A 16,525-nucleotide genomic window follows, 5' to 3' on the forward strand; every position below is an offset into this window, starting at 1 on the left:
TGTGCTACCTTAGCTTCCGGACGGGAAATTCGATCTTTTTAACTTTCAAAATGTTGGGTAGGGCTTCTATCTCTTTTATGATCGTATCATCGATTTCTTCATCCAAACCCAAAAGGGATATGGCAACCCCTCCTTTCGATTCCCTACCAAAATGCATCGATCCGATGTTTATTCCTTTTTTGTGAAATACGCTGCTAATACTTGCTATCACACCTGGTCTATCGTAGTTATAAACGAAAAGGAAAGTTCCTCCCTTTATATCCGCCTCCACATAAATGTTATTCACCTTTATAAGCCTTGGTTCTTTTTTCCCCAAAAGCGTTCCTTCAACACTGTTTGAACGTCCGTTCTCTTTCACTGTTATAACGACTAAGGAGACGTAATCGTGATGTTCCCCTATTTTCGATTCTATTACTTTGATGTTTCTACTTTTCGCCACTAAAGGCGCGTTAACGTAGTTCACTCCTTCTATCTGAGGTGAAAGTATATTTTTTAGGATGCCCTGAGTTAAAACCCTGGTCTCCAGCCTTGAAACTTCTCCAATGTAGTCGATAGATATCTCCTTTATCGGAAACTCTGTTATAGATCCTAAAAGACAGGCAAGATTCTCTGAAAGGGCAAGATAAGGAGCGATCTCTTTTGCCGTCTCCATGCTTACGGATGGGGCATTCACACTGTTCTTTATGACTCCATATTTGAAATACTCAACTATCTGATTCGCTATGTCTATTGCAACCTTGTCCTGGGCTTCCACTGTCGATGCTCCAAGATGAGGAGTACAAACGGTCTTCTCCGAAAGGACGAGCGGGTCAGAAGGAGGCGGGGGCTCTACCTCGAATACATCCAGTGCTGCGTAAGACACTTTTCCGCTGTTTAAGGCATCAAGAAGGTCCTTTTCGTTAACGATCGAACCCCTTGCGACATTAACAAGTATTACCCCATCTTTCATCTTTTCGATGGCCTCTTTATTGATCATATTTTTCGTTTCCTTGGAAAGGGGAACGTGGATCGTTATTATGTCACTCTCTCTAAGGAGTGTTTCGAAGTCCACGAGTTCGACTTTCTTTGCCTCAGCATATTCTCTTGAAACGTATGGATCGTAAGCTATCACTCTCATGCCAAGTCCTAACGCCTTTTCAGCGACAAGGGAACCTATGTTTCCAATCCCTATAATACCTAGTGTCTTACCGTATATCTCTATACCCATAAGTTTCTTCTTTTCCCATTTTCCTTCTTTCATTGTTCTATCGGCCTGCGCTATCTTTCTTGCGGCGGCGAATATAAGCCCGATTGTATGTTCGGCTGCGGCTAAAGCATTTCCTTGTGGTGTGTTCATGACTATTATTCCTTTTTCTGTAGCTGCCGCCACATCGACGTTGTCAACGCCGATACCCGCCCTTCCTATTATTTTTAATTTATCCGCCTTTTCTATAACATCTTTTGTCACTTTCGTTGCGCTTCTCACAATGAGAGCATCGTAATTTCCGATTATGGCTCTTAGCTCTTCGCCTTTAAGTCCAGTCTTTATGTCAAACTCGAAATTATTCTCTTTTAGTATCTCCAATGCCTTTTCAGAAAGATCGTCGGCGATTAAAACCTTCACCATATAGACCTCCTAAAGTTCCTTTAGAACCTCCAGTGCGGCAGATACACCCTTACCAAGTTCGAACTTGTACCCTAAATCTCTGAGAGTGAATTCCAAAGCGGAGATGGCTGTTATCACATCGTACTTGTCAGCGTATCCGAGGGTGGCTATCCGGAAAACTTTTCCTTTCAGTTGATCTTGACCTCCCGCACCTGTTACCCCGTACTTTTTCCACATCGTTTTATAAATCTCCTGACCGTCGATCCCGTCCGGAGCGCAGATCGCGGTAACTGCGGGACTTGGAGTTTTCGCAAAAATCTTTAGGCCGAGGGCCTTGGCCCCTTCCCTTGTTGCTCTTGCTAGGATATCGATTCTTCGGTAGATGTTTTCCAAGCCTTCGGTCCTTATCATTCTTAAAGATTCCCTAAGACCCATGATGAGAGAAATTGCGGGAGTAAAATTCGTCTGATTCTTTTTTAGATTTTCTAGTTCTTTCTGCCAATTAAAGTAAAACTTTGGAAGTTTCGACTTTTTATTAAATTCCCAAGCCTTGTCACTTACGCCACAAAAAGAGAGCCCTGGTGGTAACATCAACGCCTTCTGAGATCCCGCAACTAGTACGTCAATGTTCCATGCATCCTGAGGAAGTTCAAAGACTCCAACACCAGTTATCCCGTCTACAACCATAAGGGTATCCGGATAGTTCTTTACAATGTCAGCAATCTCTTTTATGGGGAATTTGACCCCGGTTGAAGTCTCTGTTGCCTGGGTGTATATAGCTTTTGCATCAGGATGCTTCTTCAATGTACGTTCAACTTCCTCAGGGTCCAGATCTTCTCCCCATGGAACATCGATATTTATGGTCTCAACCCCGTAAGCCTTACAAATATTAGCCCATCTTTCTCCAAACTTTCCTCCCCTTATACAGATCGCTTTGTCTCCAGGTGAAAGAACGTTCGTTACCGCACTTTCCATTGCGCCAGTACCGGAAGACGCAAATATGAGAACCTCATTCTTTGTACCGAAAAGATATTTAAGATTTTCCCTGACTTCTTCGAGAACCGCCTCAAAAAGAGGATTTCTATGGTGAAGGATTGGCTCCGCCATTTTAAGTAAGACTTCTGGCGGTATTGTGGTTGGCCCGGGGGCTAAAAGATATCTTTTCAACATTTTGAATTCCTCCTAAACTTTTTATCGCGTCCCTGTTTTTACCAAAAATTGCAAAAAAAAACAACAGAAAGAGCTTGGAATCTCAGTAGGCGAATAACACTTCCAGATTGACCCTCTCTTTAGGATTTATCTCCCTTTCTGCCTGAACCTCAATACGATAAAGATAAGGAAAGTGTTGCGGTGATATAATACCTGCTTGAGTATCGGTAACTCCGCCCCCTTCAAGACTTACAGGCTGGGTTGACGTATTCCCTGCAACAGTCTCTACGATCTTCACATAGACTCCGAAAGGGATGTCACCTTCGCTTTTCAGAGTAAATTTTATGTCCGGAGAAACTTTAGGATCGGACGAACTACTGCATAAGTTTGCCCACTGGTTAGTGTTTTTTAAAAGTTTGTCCCTTATACATTCGTTACTCGTAATAAACGTGAAACGTGTCATTTCCGAAGATCTGTACTTATTTGCAATTTTTGCTATTACGTCTCCAGACTGGGATGCAACTTGAATAGAATCGGGAAGAATCTCCGTGCATAAAAACTCTATGGCCCCGAGAGCAGCTTCCTTTTCAACCCGGTACTTTTTTTCGAGAATCGAAATCTCCGTACCCCTTTCAAGAAGATATAAAACTACACCGACAAGGATCGATCCGATCACGATTAGAGCAAGAATCGAAATAAGTGCGACCCCTTCTACTCTATCTACCATCATTGTAGATTCTTCGGTTGTACAGCCACCGAGTAAATCTTCCATCGGTAATTTCTGTAAGTTTGACCCAGAACCTGTGGCAAATTAAGCTCCCGACCTTTTCCAAATTCTCCGACATAGATTCTATCTTGATTGAAACTGTAGTCCGCATCTTTTTTTCCAATGTGGGTGAGGATGTAGAGGCGAACCTCCTTTATTCTCTTTCTTAAAGTCTCGGCATCATAAGTTGAGACATCGTCAATGTAGGAGTCGAGAAGTCCATCCCCATTTAGGTCAACACCGAAAATTACCTGAAAATCAGCCACACAGTCCATAATAGGCAAGTAGGTAAATCTGCCGTCGCTGTGATTCAATGTCGCTTTATAGAGGATACCCGTATTAGGAGCACATCGAGATGGCATTCCCGAAGAAGGAACTCTTATAAAATAGTCTGTCCTGTTAAAAGGCATTCTCAAATTCGTGTCCGGATCAACCCCGTATATGATGTACCTCTCGTTTTCCGTCTTAGGTGAAAAATTAGGACCAAGACCTTCTACCTTAAATAAAGTAAAAAACGAACCATTTGGGTCCATAACGAGTTCATCTATACGTTCCTTCCCTCTTCCTGGTTTTATAACAATCACCCTCTCGTTATTTTTTAATCTCAGTTTGGCATCGTCCCACATCTTCGGAGGCTCTCCGAACTTCACGTAGGTCCACTTCGTGCAGGTTTCATTCGTTCCGGCAAGAACAGATTTTATCACTAGTCTATCCGATCCGTTCATGCCCTTGTTATTATCCGAAATGATTGGTCGCGGAATTCCGGACGGCGCATCATTGAGGTGTGAAATCTCTAAATCACGGGCTTCTTCATACCGTATATTCCCCATAAATTTCCTGCAGAGGCCATATCCTGCGTGTTCGACATCGTAACGGATATAATTTAGGGCAACCGTTAATTCTATCTGCGTCATTGAGCTTGCTGTTTCTCTTCTCGCTCCTTTAATCGTCGCCATAAATGTCTCTGAACCCATCATTATCACTATACAAAGGATAGCCATAACGACGAGAATTTCTATAAGGCTAAAACCTCTGGATGTCCCTTTCATGTCACTGAGGCCTTGAAAGAATTGAAACAGAAGAATGCGTATATTCCTTTCCCCCTATGTTCCAGCTTACATCGATTCTTATGGAGCTGCTAAAGTTCGATATCTTTTCCGAGGTCCATCTCACAAAAAAGTCTTTAGAAAAGTTTCTAAGCTGCCTTGTTACTACCTCACTTCCATTTGCAGACGGTATCCCTGAATTTCTAAATTGGTTCAACTTTTCCTCCACTATCCTTACAGCCTCATCCCTTGCTAGATTTATAAGACTCATTCTCATGTAAAGTATGAGGCCCTCAAATATGGCAAGCATGCCGATGGTGAGAATCACAAATGCAACAAGGACCTCTAAAAGTGTAAATCCATTACTCTTTCTCTTCGCAGTTATCACTTGTACACGCTCTCGTTCTATCCTTTATTTTTCCCATACTTATCCTTGTGCGTGAAATTTTTAGGCAGTCGTAACCGGGATTAACGTTTGAAAAAACGCAGATTGTTCTGTTTGTGTCTGAATATCCCCTGGAGTCGAAAAGAATTCTATCTCCAGTGCCATACGTAAAAGGAAACTTGACTTTCTTTTCCGGAAGGATGAGGTTATCTCGGGACAGATCTAAAGCGTCGTCACCAAATGGTGAGGGGTGCGAATCTTCGTAACCCCTATACGCGTAAGTGGAGATTACGAGGAAACACGTTCTATTCCGGTGCATCGCATTAAGCCTTAGATTCATCAAATCCGAGTATAACTCTTTTATCTGACCCTCAATCGAGTACCTCAATACAAGGTCCCGGAAACTGACTGCAGACAAAGACGCAAGGATCCCAATTATTGCTATAACTGCCAGGATCTCAAGTAGCGAAAAGCCGTTCTTTCTCATCTTTCTTTTATGTGAAGGATCTTTCTCTGTGGTGGAGGTGGAACAAGGATAGTAAGCCCCTGTCCTTTAGGTGGCATTCCAGTTACAGCTGTTCCTCTTCTTCCAGCTTTTTCGGAAAAAAAGGTGGAAAGGTTCACTTCTTTTATCTCACCCGTTGAGACCTGAAGGATTGCCTTTCCTTTTAAAAAGCCCGGGCTTCCTCCTGTGTCGTATTTCAGAGCCCAAAGATACGTAGACCCGCCTATTTTGCAAATGTCAGAAGACGGTTTAAATGTCGTAAAAAAGACAGTACCCGTCGGGGTAGCCAAAGGATCGGTAATCACCCTTTCCTGGAGATCCTCTCCCGTCGGAGGATCTAGGTTTACGTACCAGCCGATGTGGGTTCCTATGTTTTCTGACGGGTTTTCAGTCTGATTTTTTAACGCAGAGAAACTAACACTCAAAGAGCATCCAGAAATCAGATCGTTTTTTGCAGGTAGGTAGCACGGCTCCCTTACCCCGAATATTCTCCTTCTTGTTGAATCGTCCGCCGGGTTTCCCGGATCGTCGACTTCTGCTCCCCTTCTATAGAAATACCTTCCAGTTCCAAAATAGAGCCAAAGAGCTCCATTCCTCCTATCCTGCAGTTTTGCAACGGAAGCCGTAACTGGCCCCACATTATCAATCAAAATAGAAACTGTCCAATCTGCAGGATTCTGACTTTCATTCGTGAGAATCCTAAGAACACCCCCTTTCGTGCAGCTTCCCATCTCGCACTTAGTGAATCCTAAATAGATCGCATCATCTTTGTAAAAACCAGAAGAGTTTGGATCATGACGGTCAGTGTCCACAGTGGAGTTGTACAAAGAGCCACCGAAGGCAGAAGAGATACCGGTATCGATCTTTCTTAAAAGCGTTCCCGTCCTAAGATCAAGTATGAAAATTTTTAAGCTTTGGTCTGATCTTCCAAGAAACTGGTTATAGTTTCGATCGATTGGACCTGTTGGACCGGATACAAAGATCACGAACCATCTTCCATTCTTAGTACCTTCCCCCTGTCTTACAATTGCAGGACCGGATGTAGTAAGACCTAGTTCCGGATCGGAAAACTCCCACAAGAACTGTGGATTTTCAGGATCCGTCACATCCAAAGCAAAGTAGGAAGAAAATCCGATATTGGGAATAGGAGTCTTTATGCATTCTGTACACGCTGCACCGTAGTTTCTCGTGGCTCCACCTAGACCCATACCCCCTATAAGAATCGTTCTCCAGCTCTCTTTAGTTTTTGGACTCTCGGGATTGCCATTTATACTTGCCTCCACAAGGTAGGGAGATGAATCAACGTAGTATATGTGGCAGTAATCCTCATCTAAGAGGTACTTAAGATAGGGAAGAGCGTTCCTCGGTATAAACGCCCATAGCTCCTTTCCAAGCTCAGAACCCTCAAGATAAGCCTTCTCAAAGGAAACTCTTCCTGGCCAATCCTGTCTAAGATTTCCGATGTAGAACGCATGAAGCATCCCGTCATTCGCCCCAACGTATGCAACTGCCCTCCGTTTGTAAGTTTCTGCTGTTACGAATTCATAATAAGTCCAATCGTTATATCCGAGAGGTGGAGCAAGATGGTAGCTGTTTATCGGATTAAACGACTGGATCCTGGGTGTAGAATTGACAATATCACCAAGCCTCCAGATGCTAGTTCTATCACCTATTTTTACTCTTCTTGTTCTCGCTCCGGAGACTTCTTCCCCAATGACGAATCTTACAATTTTTTCAGCCTCTTGAGCTGTGGAAACCCCAAGATGTGGTGTAAGAGAAGAAAGATTTAAAATCGAAAACTCGATCAGGGATCCTCCGATCTGAGTATAGATCCGTCTTGGAGATGTAACTATGTCTCGTTCCCAAAGCCTATAACCAGCTTCCCATAGGCTAAGAATATTCTCAATCGTATCTTTAGAGGCCAGGCCATCGGGCGTTCCATTTCCGTCGATGTCCCGGTATTTTTCGACCATAGTTTCGTTTGCGGACTCGTCGTAGTAAAACCGCACTATATAGTCCTGTCTTAGATCCAGCTTTCGGTCCCTATTCGTATCTTCCCTTATACTTGTCAGTTCAAGGTACGGATCTACGTAATACCAGAGACTATGCATTTTTCCAATCCAAGTTATTTCCTGGTCCCCAAAAGATTTTCTGGGATAGTAAAGGGCCTGTAGCAAGGTAGCTCCACTTCCTTCACTCGATGCAAGAACTGAAACCGCAGTCCCTGTGGAGACCTGTCTTAATATGTCGAGTATTACTTCCGCTAGTTTCAGCTTTATCTCTATTGCGTCACTTGCGCTGTAGAACGTATCAGGTACACCATCTCCATCCTTATCCCAGTCGGGGGATGAGCTTGGAATGGGTGTGCAGGCCGAACCTTTTCCACAGTTGGCCGTTGTGCAGCAATCATCGACAGGGCCGCAGACACCTTGAGGAAATCCGTTCGTTCCTCCTGGATAAGTCCTTGTCCTGTCGAAGGAGCCGTACATAGCCACATTTTTCATAGAAAGCTCACCAGTTCCACCAAGCCACAAAGCCACAGAATAGATAGCTTCAACGTGACTTCTTATACCCGTAGGTTCATTTATAAACCCTATCTTATGCAGGTAATACGCGGGTACAACGGGATCGGGAGATTCTGTCTCTATATCAGCATCTATTCTGCAAGTCGAAGAAACTGGATAACCCCCCCTGTTCCATTGTCCGTCCGACATTAAGACAACAAAATTCTTTACGCATCTGACTAACTCGAATTCGTGACCCTGGCAGTTTCCGTCGTTATTTCTGTCATAGCACCTGTACATGGGATTCTTCCATTTATCGCCCTCTCCAGACTGAGGATGGGGACCTCCGTATTTTGGAGTTCTTTGCGCGAAATAGTTATAGGCATCCCAAAGGGCAGGAGCGGTAGGTGTAGCTCCAGTTGGTGGTTCAGAATTTATGGCAGTTATTACGTTCTTGTAAGGATTTACGGCATCGATATTTGCGGCCGCAGTAAAATCTCCTATGTAAACGGTCCGTATAACCCCTGAGGAATTGTAAAACATGGCACCGATCACAGGTCTAGGAGAGAGACCTTTTAGCTGGAAAAGAAGTCCTCCTTGGGAACCCGTGATCCTTTCCCATGGCACCTTTACTTTTGTTGATCCGTCCGTGCTTTTCATTACGCATCCGAAACTGTCGCAACTTAGTTGAGGGTCTGGATACATCTCAGGGTTACAGGATTTTACGGAGTTACTACAACTATCTGGGGATCCTCCTGTAAGCGCCCATCTTAAAACATCCATCCTAGACATAAGCGCGTAGTTTAGATAGTTTCCAGAATATAAATTACAATCTCCTGACTGTTTAGCTTCTATACAACAGGCATACTGATTTACCCGACACCCGCGCGAACCCATAGGCTCGACGATATAACACCCTATTGGGTTTCTTCTGCAAACCCATCTCGTACACTCGGTCGTGCATGGGATACCTGTAGGAGTAGTCTCAACATAAACTCCGCTCGCATCCAACCTGTAATATTTTTTTGGGTCAAAATATCCCTCGTAGGTTTTTGACGGATCGTAACGGTCAAGCACTCCATCACCATTCGCATCGCTGTCACCCAAAGAATAGGCCTTCCAAGCCATACTACCACTTGTATCGATTACAAAAAGGACATTCGGCTCAATAGGAGGAGCAATTGACGTTGGTAATTGGCAATAATCAATCATCGATTGTGATCCCAAAAAGGAAGGAAAAAAGATCGAATAGATGAAAATAACAACGAGAACGAAAACTCTCATAGAATTGCTATTTGAAAATCATCTGATATATCTTTCCTTTCTCGCATACCGAGCTATTGATAAAAAAACTTATAGTTTTGCCTATAAGGGACGGATCGAAATCCTCCTTTGCATCCTCTGGCATAAAAAACTGCCTTGATCCTTCACAGCTCGGTGTTGTTACAAAGATCGTTACTATTCCTCTCGATCTATCAATTGCCCTTATGTATCCGGTAAGATAAAGATTGTCTTGAGCGTAAACGTCCTGATGAGTGATAGATTTTAGCAAAAAAAATGCCAAGAAGAAACCAATTATAAGCCACGAGCGAAGATGGTTCTTATTAAAAACCATGTTAGCGTGTCCCCAAAGAATATGAAAGTTGCTGCACCGAGGGAAAGAAATGGGCCAAATGGGATTGCGTATTTCAAATTCTTCCCGTATCCAGCGATAAGTACTATACCCAATATGGTCCCGAAAAAGGCACCAGAGATTAAAGAAAAAATGGCTCCTCTCACACCCAGAAAAGAGCCTATCATGGCAAGAAGTTTTACGTCTCCAAAACCCATTCCTTCCCTCTTTGCTAAAAACTCGTAAATGTAAGCTATGATAAACAGGACCCCTCCTCCGAAAAGTGTGCCATAGATAGCGTCTTTTAAGTGAAAATGAGGATTCCTAAAAAAAGAGAACGCAAAACCGGCAAACATACCGCCTACACTCAAAAGATCAGGGATTATCTGAAATTCCAAATCTATGAAGGATATAACGATAAGCAAACAAAGAAGGACCATAAAGACCAAGGATTCTACCCCAATACCCTTCGTAGTATAGAGACTGTAAAAGATAACTCCCGTGAGAAGTTCCACGAGCGGGTACCTTACAGGGATTCGGCTTTTGCATTCTCTGCATTTCCCTTTGAGAAGGATAAAACTTAAGAGGGGTACATTATCGTAAAACCGGATAGTCTTTCCACAGGATGGACAATAGGAGAATGGTCTTAAGATGGATCTTTTTCGCGGTATCCTGTAAATACAGACGTTAAGAAAGCTTCCAACGGCCAAACCAAGTAGGAATATGATAACGCCAAGCTCTTCCATCTATCCCATAGCTATGAAAATAAAAAGGGGGCATAGCCCCCATCAAGCTACCTTAGCCCTTTGGAAGGTATTCTTTGACTTCGTCATCTCCTCCCCAAGTCCATTTGGCACTACCACCCAGGTTTTCCCCGGTGAGTGTGATTTTCTTATCATTAACATCAGATGCTACTTTATCTAGAGTCACCGTGATCACAACTTTGTCTGGACCCTGGCCTACCACTGTTATTGCTTTTGCGTACTGCATAGGAAAAGAAATTCCCAAGCTCTCTTTTACTTTCGCTTCCGTGTCAAGATTTAGCCCTTCTACAGTCCCTTTTTCAGTATGATATGCAACCACGGCATTCTTCACCGCACCCATCGCATTGATGACCCCTGAGATTTTCGACTTCTTCGTATAACCAGTGTAAGCCGGTATTGCAATTGCCGCAAGGATCCCTATGATGGCTATCACGATAAGTAGTTCGATAAGCGTGAAACCTTTTGAAACCTTTTTAGCCTTTAGCATGAGGACACCTCCTGTTTTTTTATAAAATTTCCTTTCAATTTTACCACCAGGTGAGGAGACTGTAAATGATTTTTGTCACAGCCTTTTTAAAGAAGAAGGTCCCTAATATCGGGTCCTTTAAAGTTTCTGTCAGAAACAAACGATTGACATGTTTTTTAGGATAATTTTAAGTTTTTGCGGATGAAGGTCCTCCTAATCAATTTTTTTACTGAAAAATCTATTCATCCCTGGAAAATCATAAGTAGAAAGTGGCCTCCTCTTGACCTTTTGAATGCTTCCACACTCCTTTCCCGACACGGGATAGAAAATTTGATTCTGGATTTAAATACGGAAAGACTATCAAGTGGAAGCCTTAATAGATTAATCCAGAGGTTCGACAAAATTTTTGTCTCATCTGCGTCTATAGATAGGTGGACATGTCCGCCGCCTTACACGAAGGAATTTATGGAGTTTTTGAAATCTTTACCTGCAAAGGAAAAGATATACGCTTTGGGCCCCCACATTACGTTGATGCCCGAGGAGTGTCTCTTCGAAACAAAAATAAAAGGAGTCGTTATGGGTCAACCAGAACTCGGTATCCTCGAGGCTTGTCTAAAAAATAGAGATGGCATAGTAAGCTCAGATACCTTCGATCTTGACATTCTCTCCCCTCCCGCATACGAAAAGGTAAAAATAGAGAAATACTTTTATCCACTGCTAGGTTCCAGATTTGCCCTTCTTGAAACGTCCCGCGGATGCTATTTCCAGTGTAAGTTTTGCTTCAAGCTAATGTATGGAAATAGGATTCTTAGAAAATCGCTCCCCAAGGTAATGGAGGAAATAGACTACGTTGTAAGAAAGATCGGTGCCAGAAATGTCTACTTCATCGATTCCGAATTTGTCCTTGACAGGCTTTATGTTGAAGAGATGTGTAAAGCTATTATAAGGGAAAAGCTTAATTTTCAATGGTGCTGTCAGACCCGGGTCGATTCCCTCGATGAACCAATCCTTCACCTTATGCAAAGGGCCGGATGTAGATTGATCCATTTCGGCTTGGAATCGGGTTCAGAGACAACCCTTACTTCAATGGGAAAACGTATAGATCTCGAGGAGGCTAAAAACATTATTCAAAAAGCAAACCGCCTAGGGATAAAGACCGCCGGATTTTTTATCCTCGGATATCCCGGAGAGAGCGAGAGAGATCTTGAGGCAACTGTTTCGTTTGCTTTGAAGTTGCCTCTAGATTATGCATCCTTCCACATCTACATACCCTATCCTGACGTTCTTTACGGCACGGCACAGAAAGAGGGAAAGAACGCGCCCTTCTTTACGGCCAAAATGGCCTTTTTTAAGTTTTACCTTAGGCCTTCTTATCTTTTACGCAGAACACTTAGGAGTTTCCCCACTCTCGGAGAACTAAAACTTTTCTGGGATTTTATAAGATAGTGGATTTCCAACAAGAGCTTGAAGATTCCCTGATTTTCTTTGAAAATTCTTCCTGGGATATTTAAAATATGAGCATGGATGAGATCTTAAAGTTTGTAATTCATTGCGTGAAGGAGTCGGGAAAAATACAAAGGAAATATTTTCAGAAAACCTTGCAGATTGAGCACAAAGGAAGCATAAATCTCGTCACCAATGTGGATTTGGAATGTCAGGAAAAGATAGTTTCCATGATTCGGTCCGAGTTTCCTGAGGACGATATCTTAAGCGAGGAAGGTACTAACACAATCTCTTCCGCCAAAAGGAAGTGGATAATAGATCCGTTGGATGGAACAACAAATTATGCACATGGCTACCCGTTCTTTTGCACGTCCATCGCGTGCGAAATGGACGGAGAGCTTTACGCGGGGGCAATCTACAATCCGATACATGAAGAGTTATTTTACGCAAAGAAAGGCTATGGTTCATATCTTAACGGGGAAAGGATAAGAGTCTCATCCATATCGGATATATCCATCGCATTACTTAGCACAGGATTTCCTTACGATCTCGCAACTAGTAAAAGAAACAATATCGACAACTTTTTGAGATTTATTTTTAAGGCACAGGCCATACGTAGGGACGGTTCTGCTGCACTTAACCTTGCCTATGTGGCAGCCGGTATATTCGATGGGTTTTGGGAGATAAAACTTAACCCCTGGGACGTCGCAGCTGGAACATTGCTCGTAATGGAAGCAGGTGGTAGGGTTACAGATTTTTCTGGAAACCCGATAGACATTTACAAGGACGAAATTCTGGCATCTAACGGGATCATTCACAAACAGATGCTAGAGATATTAAACTCTAGAGAGTCAAGGTGAAGGAGTATACTCTTTCCGACATAAAGAAGATAGTAAGACCGCGATTAGGTGCGGATGTTCCGCTCGAGCTTTTTCGAGTATTGAGGATAATAGGCATGAGAAACCTCCTTGGAGAGAGCGCAGGACCGGCTCTATATATGATGGGAAAAGAAGTCGGCTCAATGTTCACACCCAAAACAGAAGAAGACATTGTTAGTGTCGTCAAAGATTTGCGGATCGGCATACCTGAAGTAGAGAGAATCGACGAAAACCGTTACACCGTGAAACTCTACGAGTGTATCACTTGCGCCGGTTTTCCTGTGACAGGAGAAATGTTTTGTGATATGGAAAGCGGGATCCTTGCGGGACTTTTTGAGAAAGTGACCGGCAAAAAGGCAAAATCAACCCAGACAAAGAGCTGGTCCGTAGGTTACAATTACTGCGAATTCGACATCATCCTTTACTGAGACTTCCAGTGGAAGACGAGATTCGTGAACTAGTAAAAAACAAAGAAAGACTCGAACTAGTCATATCGGAAGAAAAAGAGCTCTCCGAAGTAAGAAGGAAACTATTGGAAAAAAGTCTTAAGGAAATGGAAGAGCTTTATGCCTCACTCAAAGAAAAACTTGAAGATTTAAAGCAAAAAGATTTGAAAATAAGGGAAATCGCTGAGAAACTTGAAAGAGCGAACAAGCTCTCTCTTATGGGAGAAATAACCGGGGCCATAGCGCATCAGATAAAAAATCCTCTTATCGCAATCCAAGGCTTCGCAAAAAGAATCCAGGATACCGAAAACTTGGACAAAATCAAATCCTACGCGAAGATCATACTGGAGTCCGCAGAAAAGCTAACGGAGGTTCTATCAAGACTTTTAGAATTTTCGCGAATGGAGAACCCAAAGAAAGAATGGATAAACATCAATCGGTTAATTTTGGACACACTTGGATTTTTTGAACACCATCTTACACGGTTTAAAAAAATCGAACTTAATCTCGAACTTGCTGAAAACCTTCCGGATCTACATGTCGACAAGATTCATATCCAACAGGTTCTTGCAAATCTTCTAGTGAATGCGGCTCAGGCTATGCCGGATGGAGGGCCTATAGTTATAAAGACCGGTAAGGACGATGAAGGTGTTTACTTTGCCGTGATTGACAGGGGCAAAGGAATTCCGGAAGAGGTGCGAGATAAGTTATTTGAACCTTTTTACACCACTAAGCCCAAAAACGAGGGTACCGGTTTAGGTCTTGCTATCTGCAAAAGGCTTGTGGAGGCAAATGGGGGCCGAATAAGTTTTGAGACCGAAGAAGGCCGCGGTACTAAATTTTTCGTTCATTTCCCTGTGGGTCAGAACTCAAACTCCATACCGTCGTAAGCAGCTATCACTTCAATTCCTGTTGCTCTTTTTACTTCTTCCGCAATAGTGTGCGGTTTTTGTCGGATAAGACTCATTCCGAAATGCGTCATAATTGCTGTCTTTGGCCTGATTTTTTCTATGAGTCTTTTGAAGTCCTCTACGGATAAATGATCAATTTCCTCGTTCTTTTCTATAGGCTTTAGCCTTAAAACATTTACAATAAGGACATCGCAGCTGTAATACTGGGGTAGGTCTTCGAAGTATTTAGTATCGGAAACTAAACCGATTTTTACACCCAAATCGAACAAAAGACCATACGTTTCGACAGGATGAATGTGTCTTACGGGTGTAGTAAGAACGATATCCGCAATCCGGTAGGTCTTCCCTTCTTCCATGATTTCAACTCTTTCAAGTTTCTTTGAAAAACTTGAAAAAATTACAGGTTCGCCGATGATGGCGTCCTTTGGGCACAAAAGAACGCCCCTCTTTCTGAATCCTCCTTCCGTCATAGCTTCAATTAGGACATTTGCATCGCTTGAGTGGTCTAGGTGTCTATGTGTCAAGATAAGACCGTCCAGTTGCTCAGGTTCCAAATTCTTTTTCGAAGCCCTTATTTTGACGATTGCGCCAGGACCAGGATCTATATAAACGTTCGTGTTTTTGTAATTTAACCAGAGCCCTGCTGTGGCCCGAAGCTGTTTTGAAAGTACAAATCTTGCGCCTCCAGTTCCTAAAAATTTTATAAAACCATCAGCCATTTGATTTTAAGCCCGCAAAATGTTAGTCGATTATACGAAGAGCAAAGAGAGGTTGTCAATCATTGGTAATAAGTTACGCTATCTACCCCACATCCCTTTGTAACATAGCTCTTTTAGCGATGGATGGGAAACTTTTTGAGCTTCGCCTAGTTGAAGAGGAGGAGATGGTGATAAAGAAACTTATTCTTTCGCGCTTTCCGGATGCGTATGAGGATGAAGCTCAATTTAAAGTTTTACGCATTCTTCTTGAAAGGTATTTCAGGGGGGAAAACGTGGGTTTTGATGTGGATGTGGTCTTCCCCTCTTCAACACCCTTCGAAAAGAAAGTTTTTCTTGAAACGAGAACGATCCCTTATGGTGAGACTCGTACGTACGGGTGGCTTGCAGAAAAGATAGGATACAGAAACGCATCAAGGGCGGTGGGACAAGCTCTGAGAAGGAATCCCATCCCTCTTATTATCCCTTGCCACAGGGTCATCCAAAAAGACGGAAGATTGGGTGGGTTCTCTTGCGGGGTTCATATAAAGAGACGACTTCTCGAGCTGGAAGGAATAAAGCTAGAAAAATGAAACGAAAGATTCGACCTCTTTCTCGAATGGTTCTCTTATATAACCCTTTTCCAGGTATGTTTTAATCCATAGATCCACTCTTTCACTACCGTAAGCTTTTTTGAACCCTTCCACTATCCTTTCTACGGGAATATCCGAATAAACTCCTAAAAATTCGACGTATTCCATGAATTTCTTCTGTTCCAGATTGTAAGGCTGAAATATGGCGTCATTTCTTCCGTCGAATTCTAGAGGGGGAACTCTAAATTTCTCGCAGAGTTCTTTGTTAAAAGCAGGGGTTGCTTTTACCCAAATACCATTAAGGTAGAATTCGACGTACGCATGGTACGGAAACAAGTCACTACCTAAGAACTCTATAAGCTGCGGTGTGGCTAAGTGGTTTCTCACAGTGGCGAAACCTACCCTCGTTGGGATGTTACTGGCTCTTGAAAGAGCACAGAGAAGGGAGGCTTTAGGGATGCAGAATCCCCTTTTCCTTTTAAGCACGATACTAGCTTTGTAGTGTTCCGGAAGAAAAAAGGGTGTGTATGGGTCGTAAATTATGGTATCTCTTACGTAGAGGAACAGTTTTTTCGCAATCTCGACAGGATCCTTTAAATTCCCTTTTATTTTTTGTGATGTCTCTACTATTAGTGGGTTATTTGAATCTATGATTTCTGTGGGTTTTAGATAAATTTCGAGATCTTTTTCCAACTTTCCCTCACTTAAGCAACGTCAAAAATGCTCCTGCTGCAACAGCTGTTCCTATGACACCTGCCACATTGGGACCCATGGCGT

18 protein-coding genes are annotated in these 16,525 nt (G+C 42.9%); 5 read left to right on the top strand and 13 right to left on the bottom strand.

Annotation, left to right across the window (positions count from 1 at the left end):
- Positions 1 to 4: 4 nt before the first annotated feature.
- The 10 genes from serA to NZ583_08150 form a co-directional block, all read right to left on the bottom strand.
- Positions 5 to 1,606, bottom strand: a complete 1,602-nt coding sequence (gene serA, locus NZ583_08105) for a phosphoglycerate dehydrogenase (protein MCS7281562.1) — start codon at positions 1,604 to 1,606, stop codon at positions 5 to 7.
- Positions 1,607 to 1,615: 9 nt separating this feature from the next.
- Entirely contained in the window at positions 1,616 to 2,755 is a 1,140-nt protein-coding gene (locus tag NZ583_08110; protein MCS7281563.1) for an alanine--glyoxylate aminotransferase family protein, read from the bottom strand.
- Positions 2,756 to 2,837: 82 nt separating this feature from the next.
- Entirely contained in the window at positions 2,838 to 3,506 is a 669-nt protein-coding gene (locus NZ583_08115) for a hypothetical protein (GenBank protein ID MCS7281564.1), read from the bottom strand.
- Positions 3,461 to 4,549: a PilW family protein gene (locus tag NZ583_08120; GenBank protein ID MCS7281565.1), complete on the bottom strand. Its 1,089-nt coding sequence runs from the start codon at positions 4,547 to 4,549 to the stop codon at positions 3,461 to 3,463. The genes NZ583_08115 and NZ583_08120 overlap by 46 nt, the downstream gene beginning before the upstream one ends.
- Position 4,550: 1 nt before the next feature.
- Positions 4,551 to 4,934 carry a prepilin-type N-terminal cleavage/methylation domain-containing protein gene (locus NZ583_08125; protein MCS7281566.1) on the bottom strand — a complete coding sequence of 128 codons (384 nt, stop codon included), beginning with the start codon at positions 4,932 to 4,934 and terminating at the stop codon, positions 4,551 to 4,553.
- Positions 4,909 to 5,418, bottom strand: coding sequence for a type II secretion system GspH family protein (locus NZ583_08130; GenBank protein MCS7281567.1), 510 nt, complete (start codon positions 5,416 to 5,418; stop codon positions 4,909 to 4,911). Before NZ583_08130 ends, NZ583_08125 begins: the two co-directional genes overlap by 26 nt.
- Entirely contained in the window at positions 5,415 to 9,224 is a 3,810-nt protein-coding gene (locus NZ583_08135; protein ID MCS7281568.1) for a PilC/PilY family type IV pilus protein, read from the bottom strand. The genes NZ583_08130 and NZ583_08135 overlap by 4 nt, the downstream gene beginning before the upstream one ends.
- A gap of 7 nt (positions 9,225 to 9,231) precedes the next feature.
- Positions 9,232 to 9,504: a hypothetical protein gene (locus NZ583_08140; protein ID MCS7281569.1), complete on the bottom strand. Its 273-nt coding sequence runs from the start codon at positions 9,502 to 9,504 to the stop codon at positions 9,232 to 9,234.
- An 11-nt stretch (positions 9,505 to 9,515) separates the two neighbouring features.
- Positions 9,516 to 10,298 (bottom strand): prepilin peptidase, encoded by a 783-nt coding sequence (locus tag NZ583_08145; protein ID MCS7281570.1) that lies wholly within the window; start codon positions 10,296 to 10,298, stop codon positions 9,516 to 9,518.
- A gap of 52 nt (positions 10,299 to 10,350) precedes the next feature.
- Positions 10,351 to 10,803 carry a pilin gene (locus tag NZ583_08150; GenBank protein ID MCS7281571.1) on the bottom strand — a complete coding sequence of 151 codons (453 nt, stop codon included), beginning with the start codon at positions 10,801 to 10,803 and terminating at the stop codon, positions 10,351 to 10,353.
- A 180-nt stretch (positions 10,804 to 10,983) separates the two neighbouring features.
- On the opposite strand from NZ583_08150, the gene NZ583_08155 reads away from it, so the two are divergent.
- The 4 genes from NZ583_08155 to NZ583_08170 all read left to right on the top strand — a co-directional run bounded on the left by NZ583_08155 (position 10,984) and on the right by NZ583_08170 (position 14,439).
- Entirely contained in the window at positions 10,984 to 12,228 is a 1,245-nt protein-coding gene (locus tag NZ583_08155; protein ID MCS7281572.1) for a B12-binding domain-containing radical SAM protein, read from the top strand.
- Between the two features lie 74 nt (positions 12,229 to 12,302).
- Positions 12,303 to 13,085 (top strand): inositol monophosphatase, encoded by a 783-nt coding sequence (locus NZ583_08160; GenBank protein MCS7281573.1) that lies wholly within the window; start codon positions 12,303 to 12,305, stop codon positions 13,083 to 13,085.
- Positions 13,082 to 13,531, top strand: coding sequence for a DUF2507 domain-containing protein (locus NZ583_08165; protein ID MCS7281574.1), 450 nt, complete (start codon positions 13,082 to 13,084; stop codon positions 13,529 to 13,531). The genes NZ583_08160 and NZ583_08165 overlap by 4 nt, the downstream gene beginning before the upstream one ends.
- 8 nt (positions 13,532 to 13,539) lie before the next feature.
- A complete protein-coding gene (locus tag NZ583_08170) occupies positions 13,540 to 14,439 on the top strand; it encodes an ATP-binding protein (protein ID MCS7281575.1) in 900 nt (299 codons plus the stop codon).
- Here NZ583_08170 and NZ583_08175 read toward each other — a convergent pair.
- Positions 14,412 to 15,179: an MBL fold metallo-hydrolase gene (locus NZ583_08175; GenBank protein MCS7281576.1), complete on the bottom strand. Its 768-nt coding sequence runs from the start codon at positions 15,177 to 15,179 to the stop codon at positions 14,412 to 14,414. The genes NZ583_08170 and NZ583_08175 overlap by 28 nt on opposite strands.
- A 62-nt stretch (positions 15,180 to 15,241) precedes the next feature.
- Here NZ583_08175 and NZ583_08180 point away from each other — a divergent pair, with 62 nt between their 5' ends.
- Positions 15,242 to 15,748, top strand: a complete 507-nt coding sequence (locus NZ583_08180; protein ID MCS7281577.1) for a methylated-DNA--[protein]-cysteine S-methyltransferase — start codon at positions 15,242 to 15,244, stop codon at positions 15,746 to 15,748.
- Here NZ583_08180 and NZ583_08185 read toward each other — a convergent pair.
- Both NZ583_08185 and NZ583_08190 read right to left on the bottom strand, forming a co-directional pair.
- Positions 15,737 to 16,441 (bottom strand): transglutaminase-like domain-containing protein, encoded by a 705-nt coding sequence (locus tag NZ583_08185; protein MCS7281578.1) that lies wholly within the window; start codon positions 16,439 to 16,441, stop codon positions 15,737 to 15,739. The genes NZ583_08180 and NZ583_08185 overlap by 12 nt on opposite strands.
- 7 nt (positions 16,442 to 16,448) lie before the next feature.
- Positions 16,449 to 16,525 (bottom strand): sodium ion-translocating decarboxylase subunit beta (locus tag NZ583_08190; protein MCS7281579.1); only part of this gene is annotated, 77 nt, incomplete at its 5' end.

It is taken from the genome of Thermodesulfobacteriota bacterium (genome assembly GCA_025062045.1).
Taxonomy (GTDB): domain Bacteria; phylum Desulfobacterota; class Syntrophorhabdia; order Syntrophorhabdales; family JANXAF01; genus JANXAF01.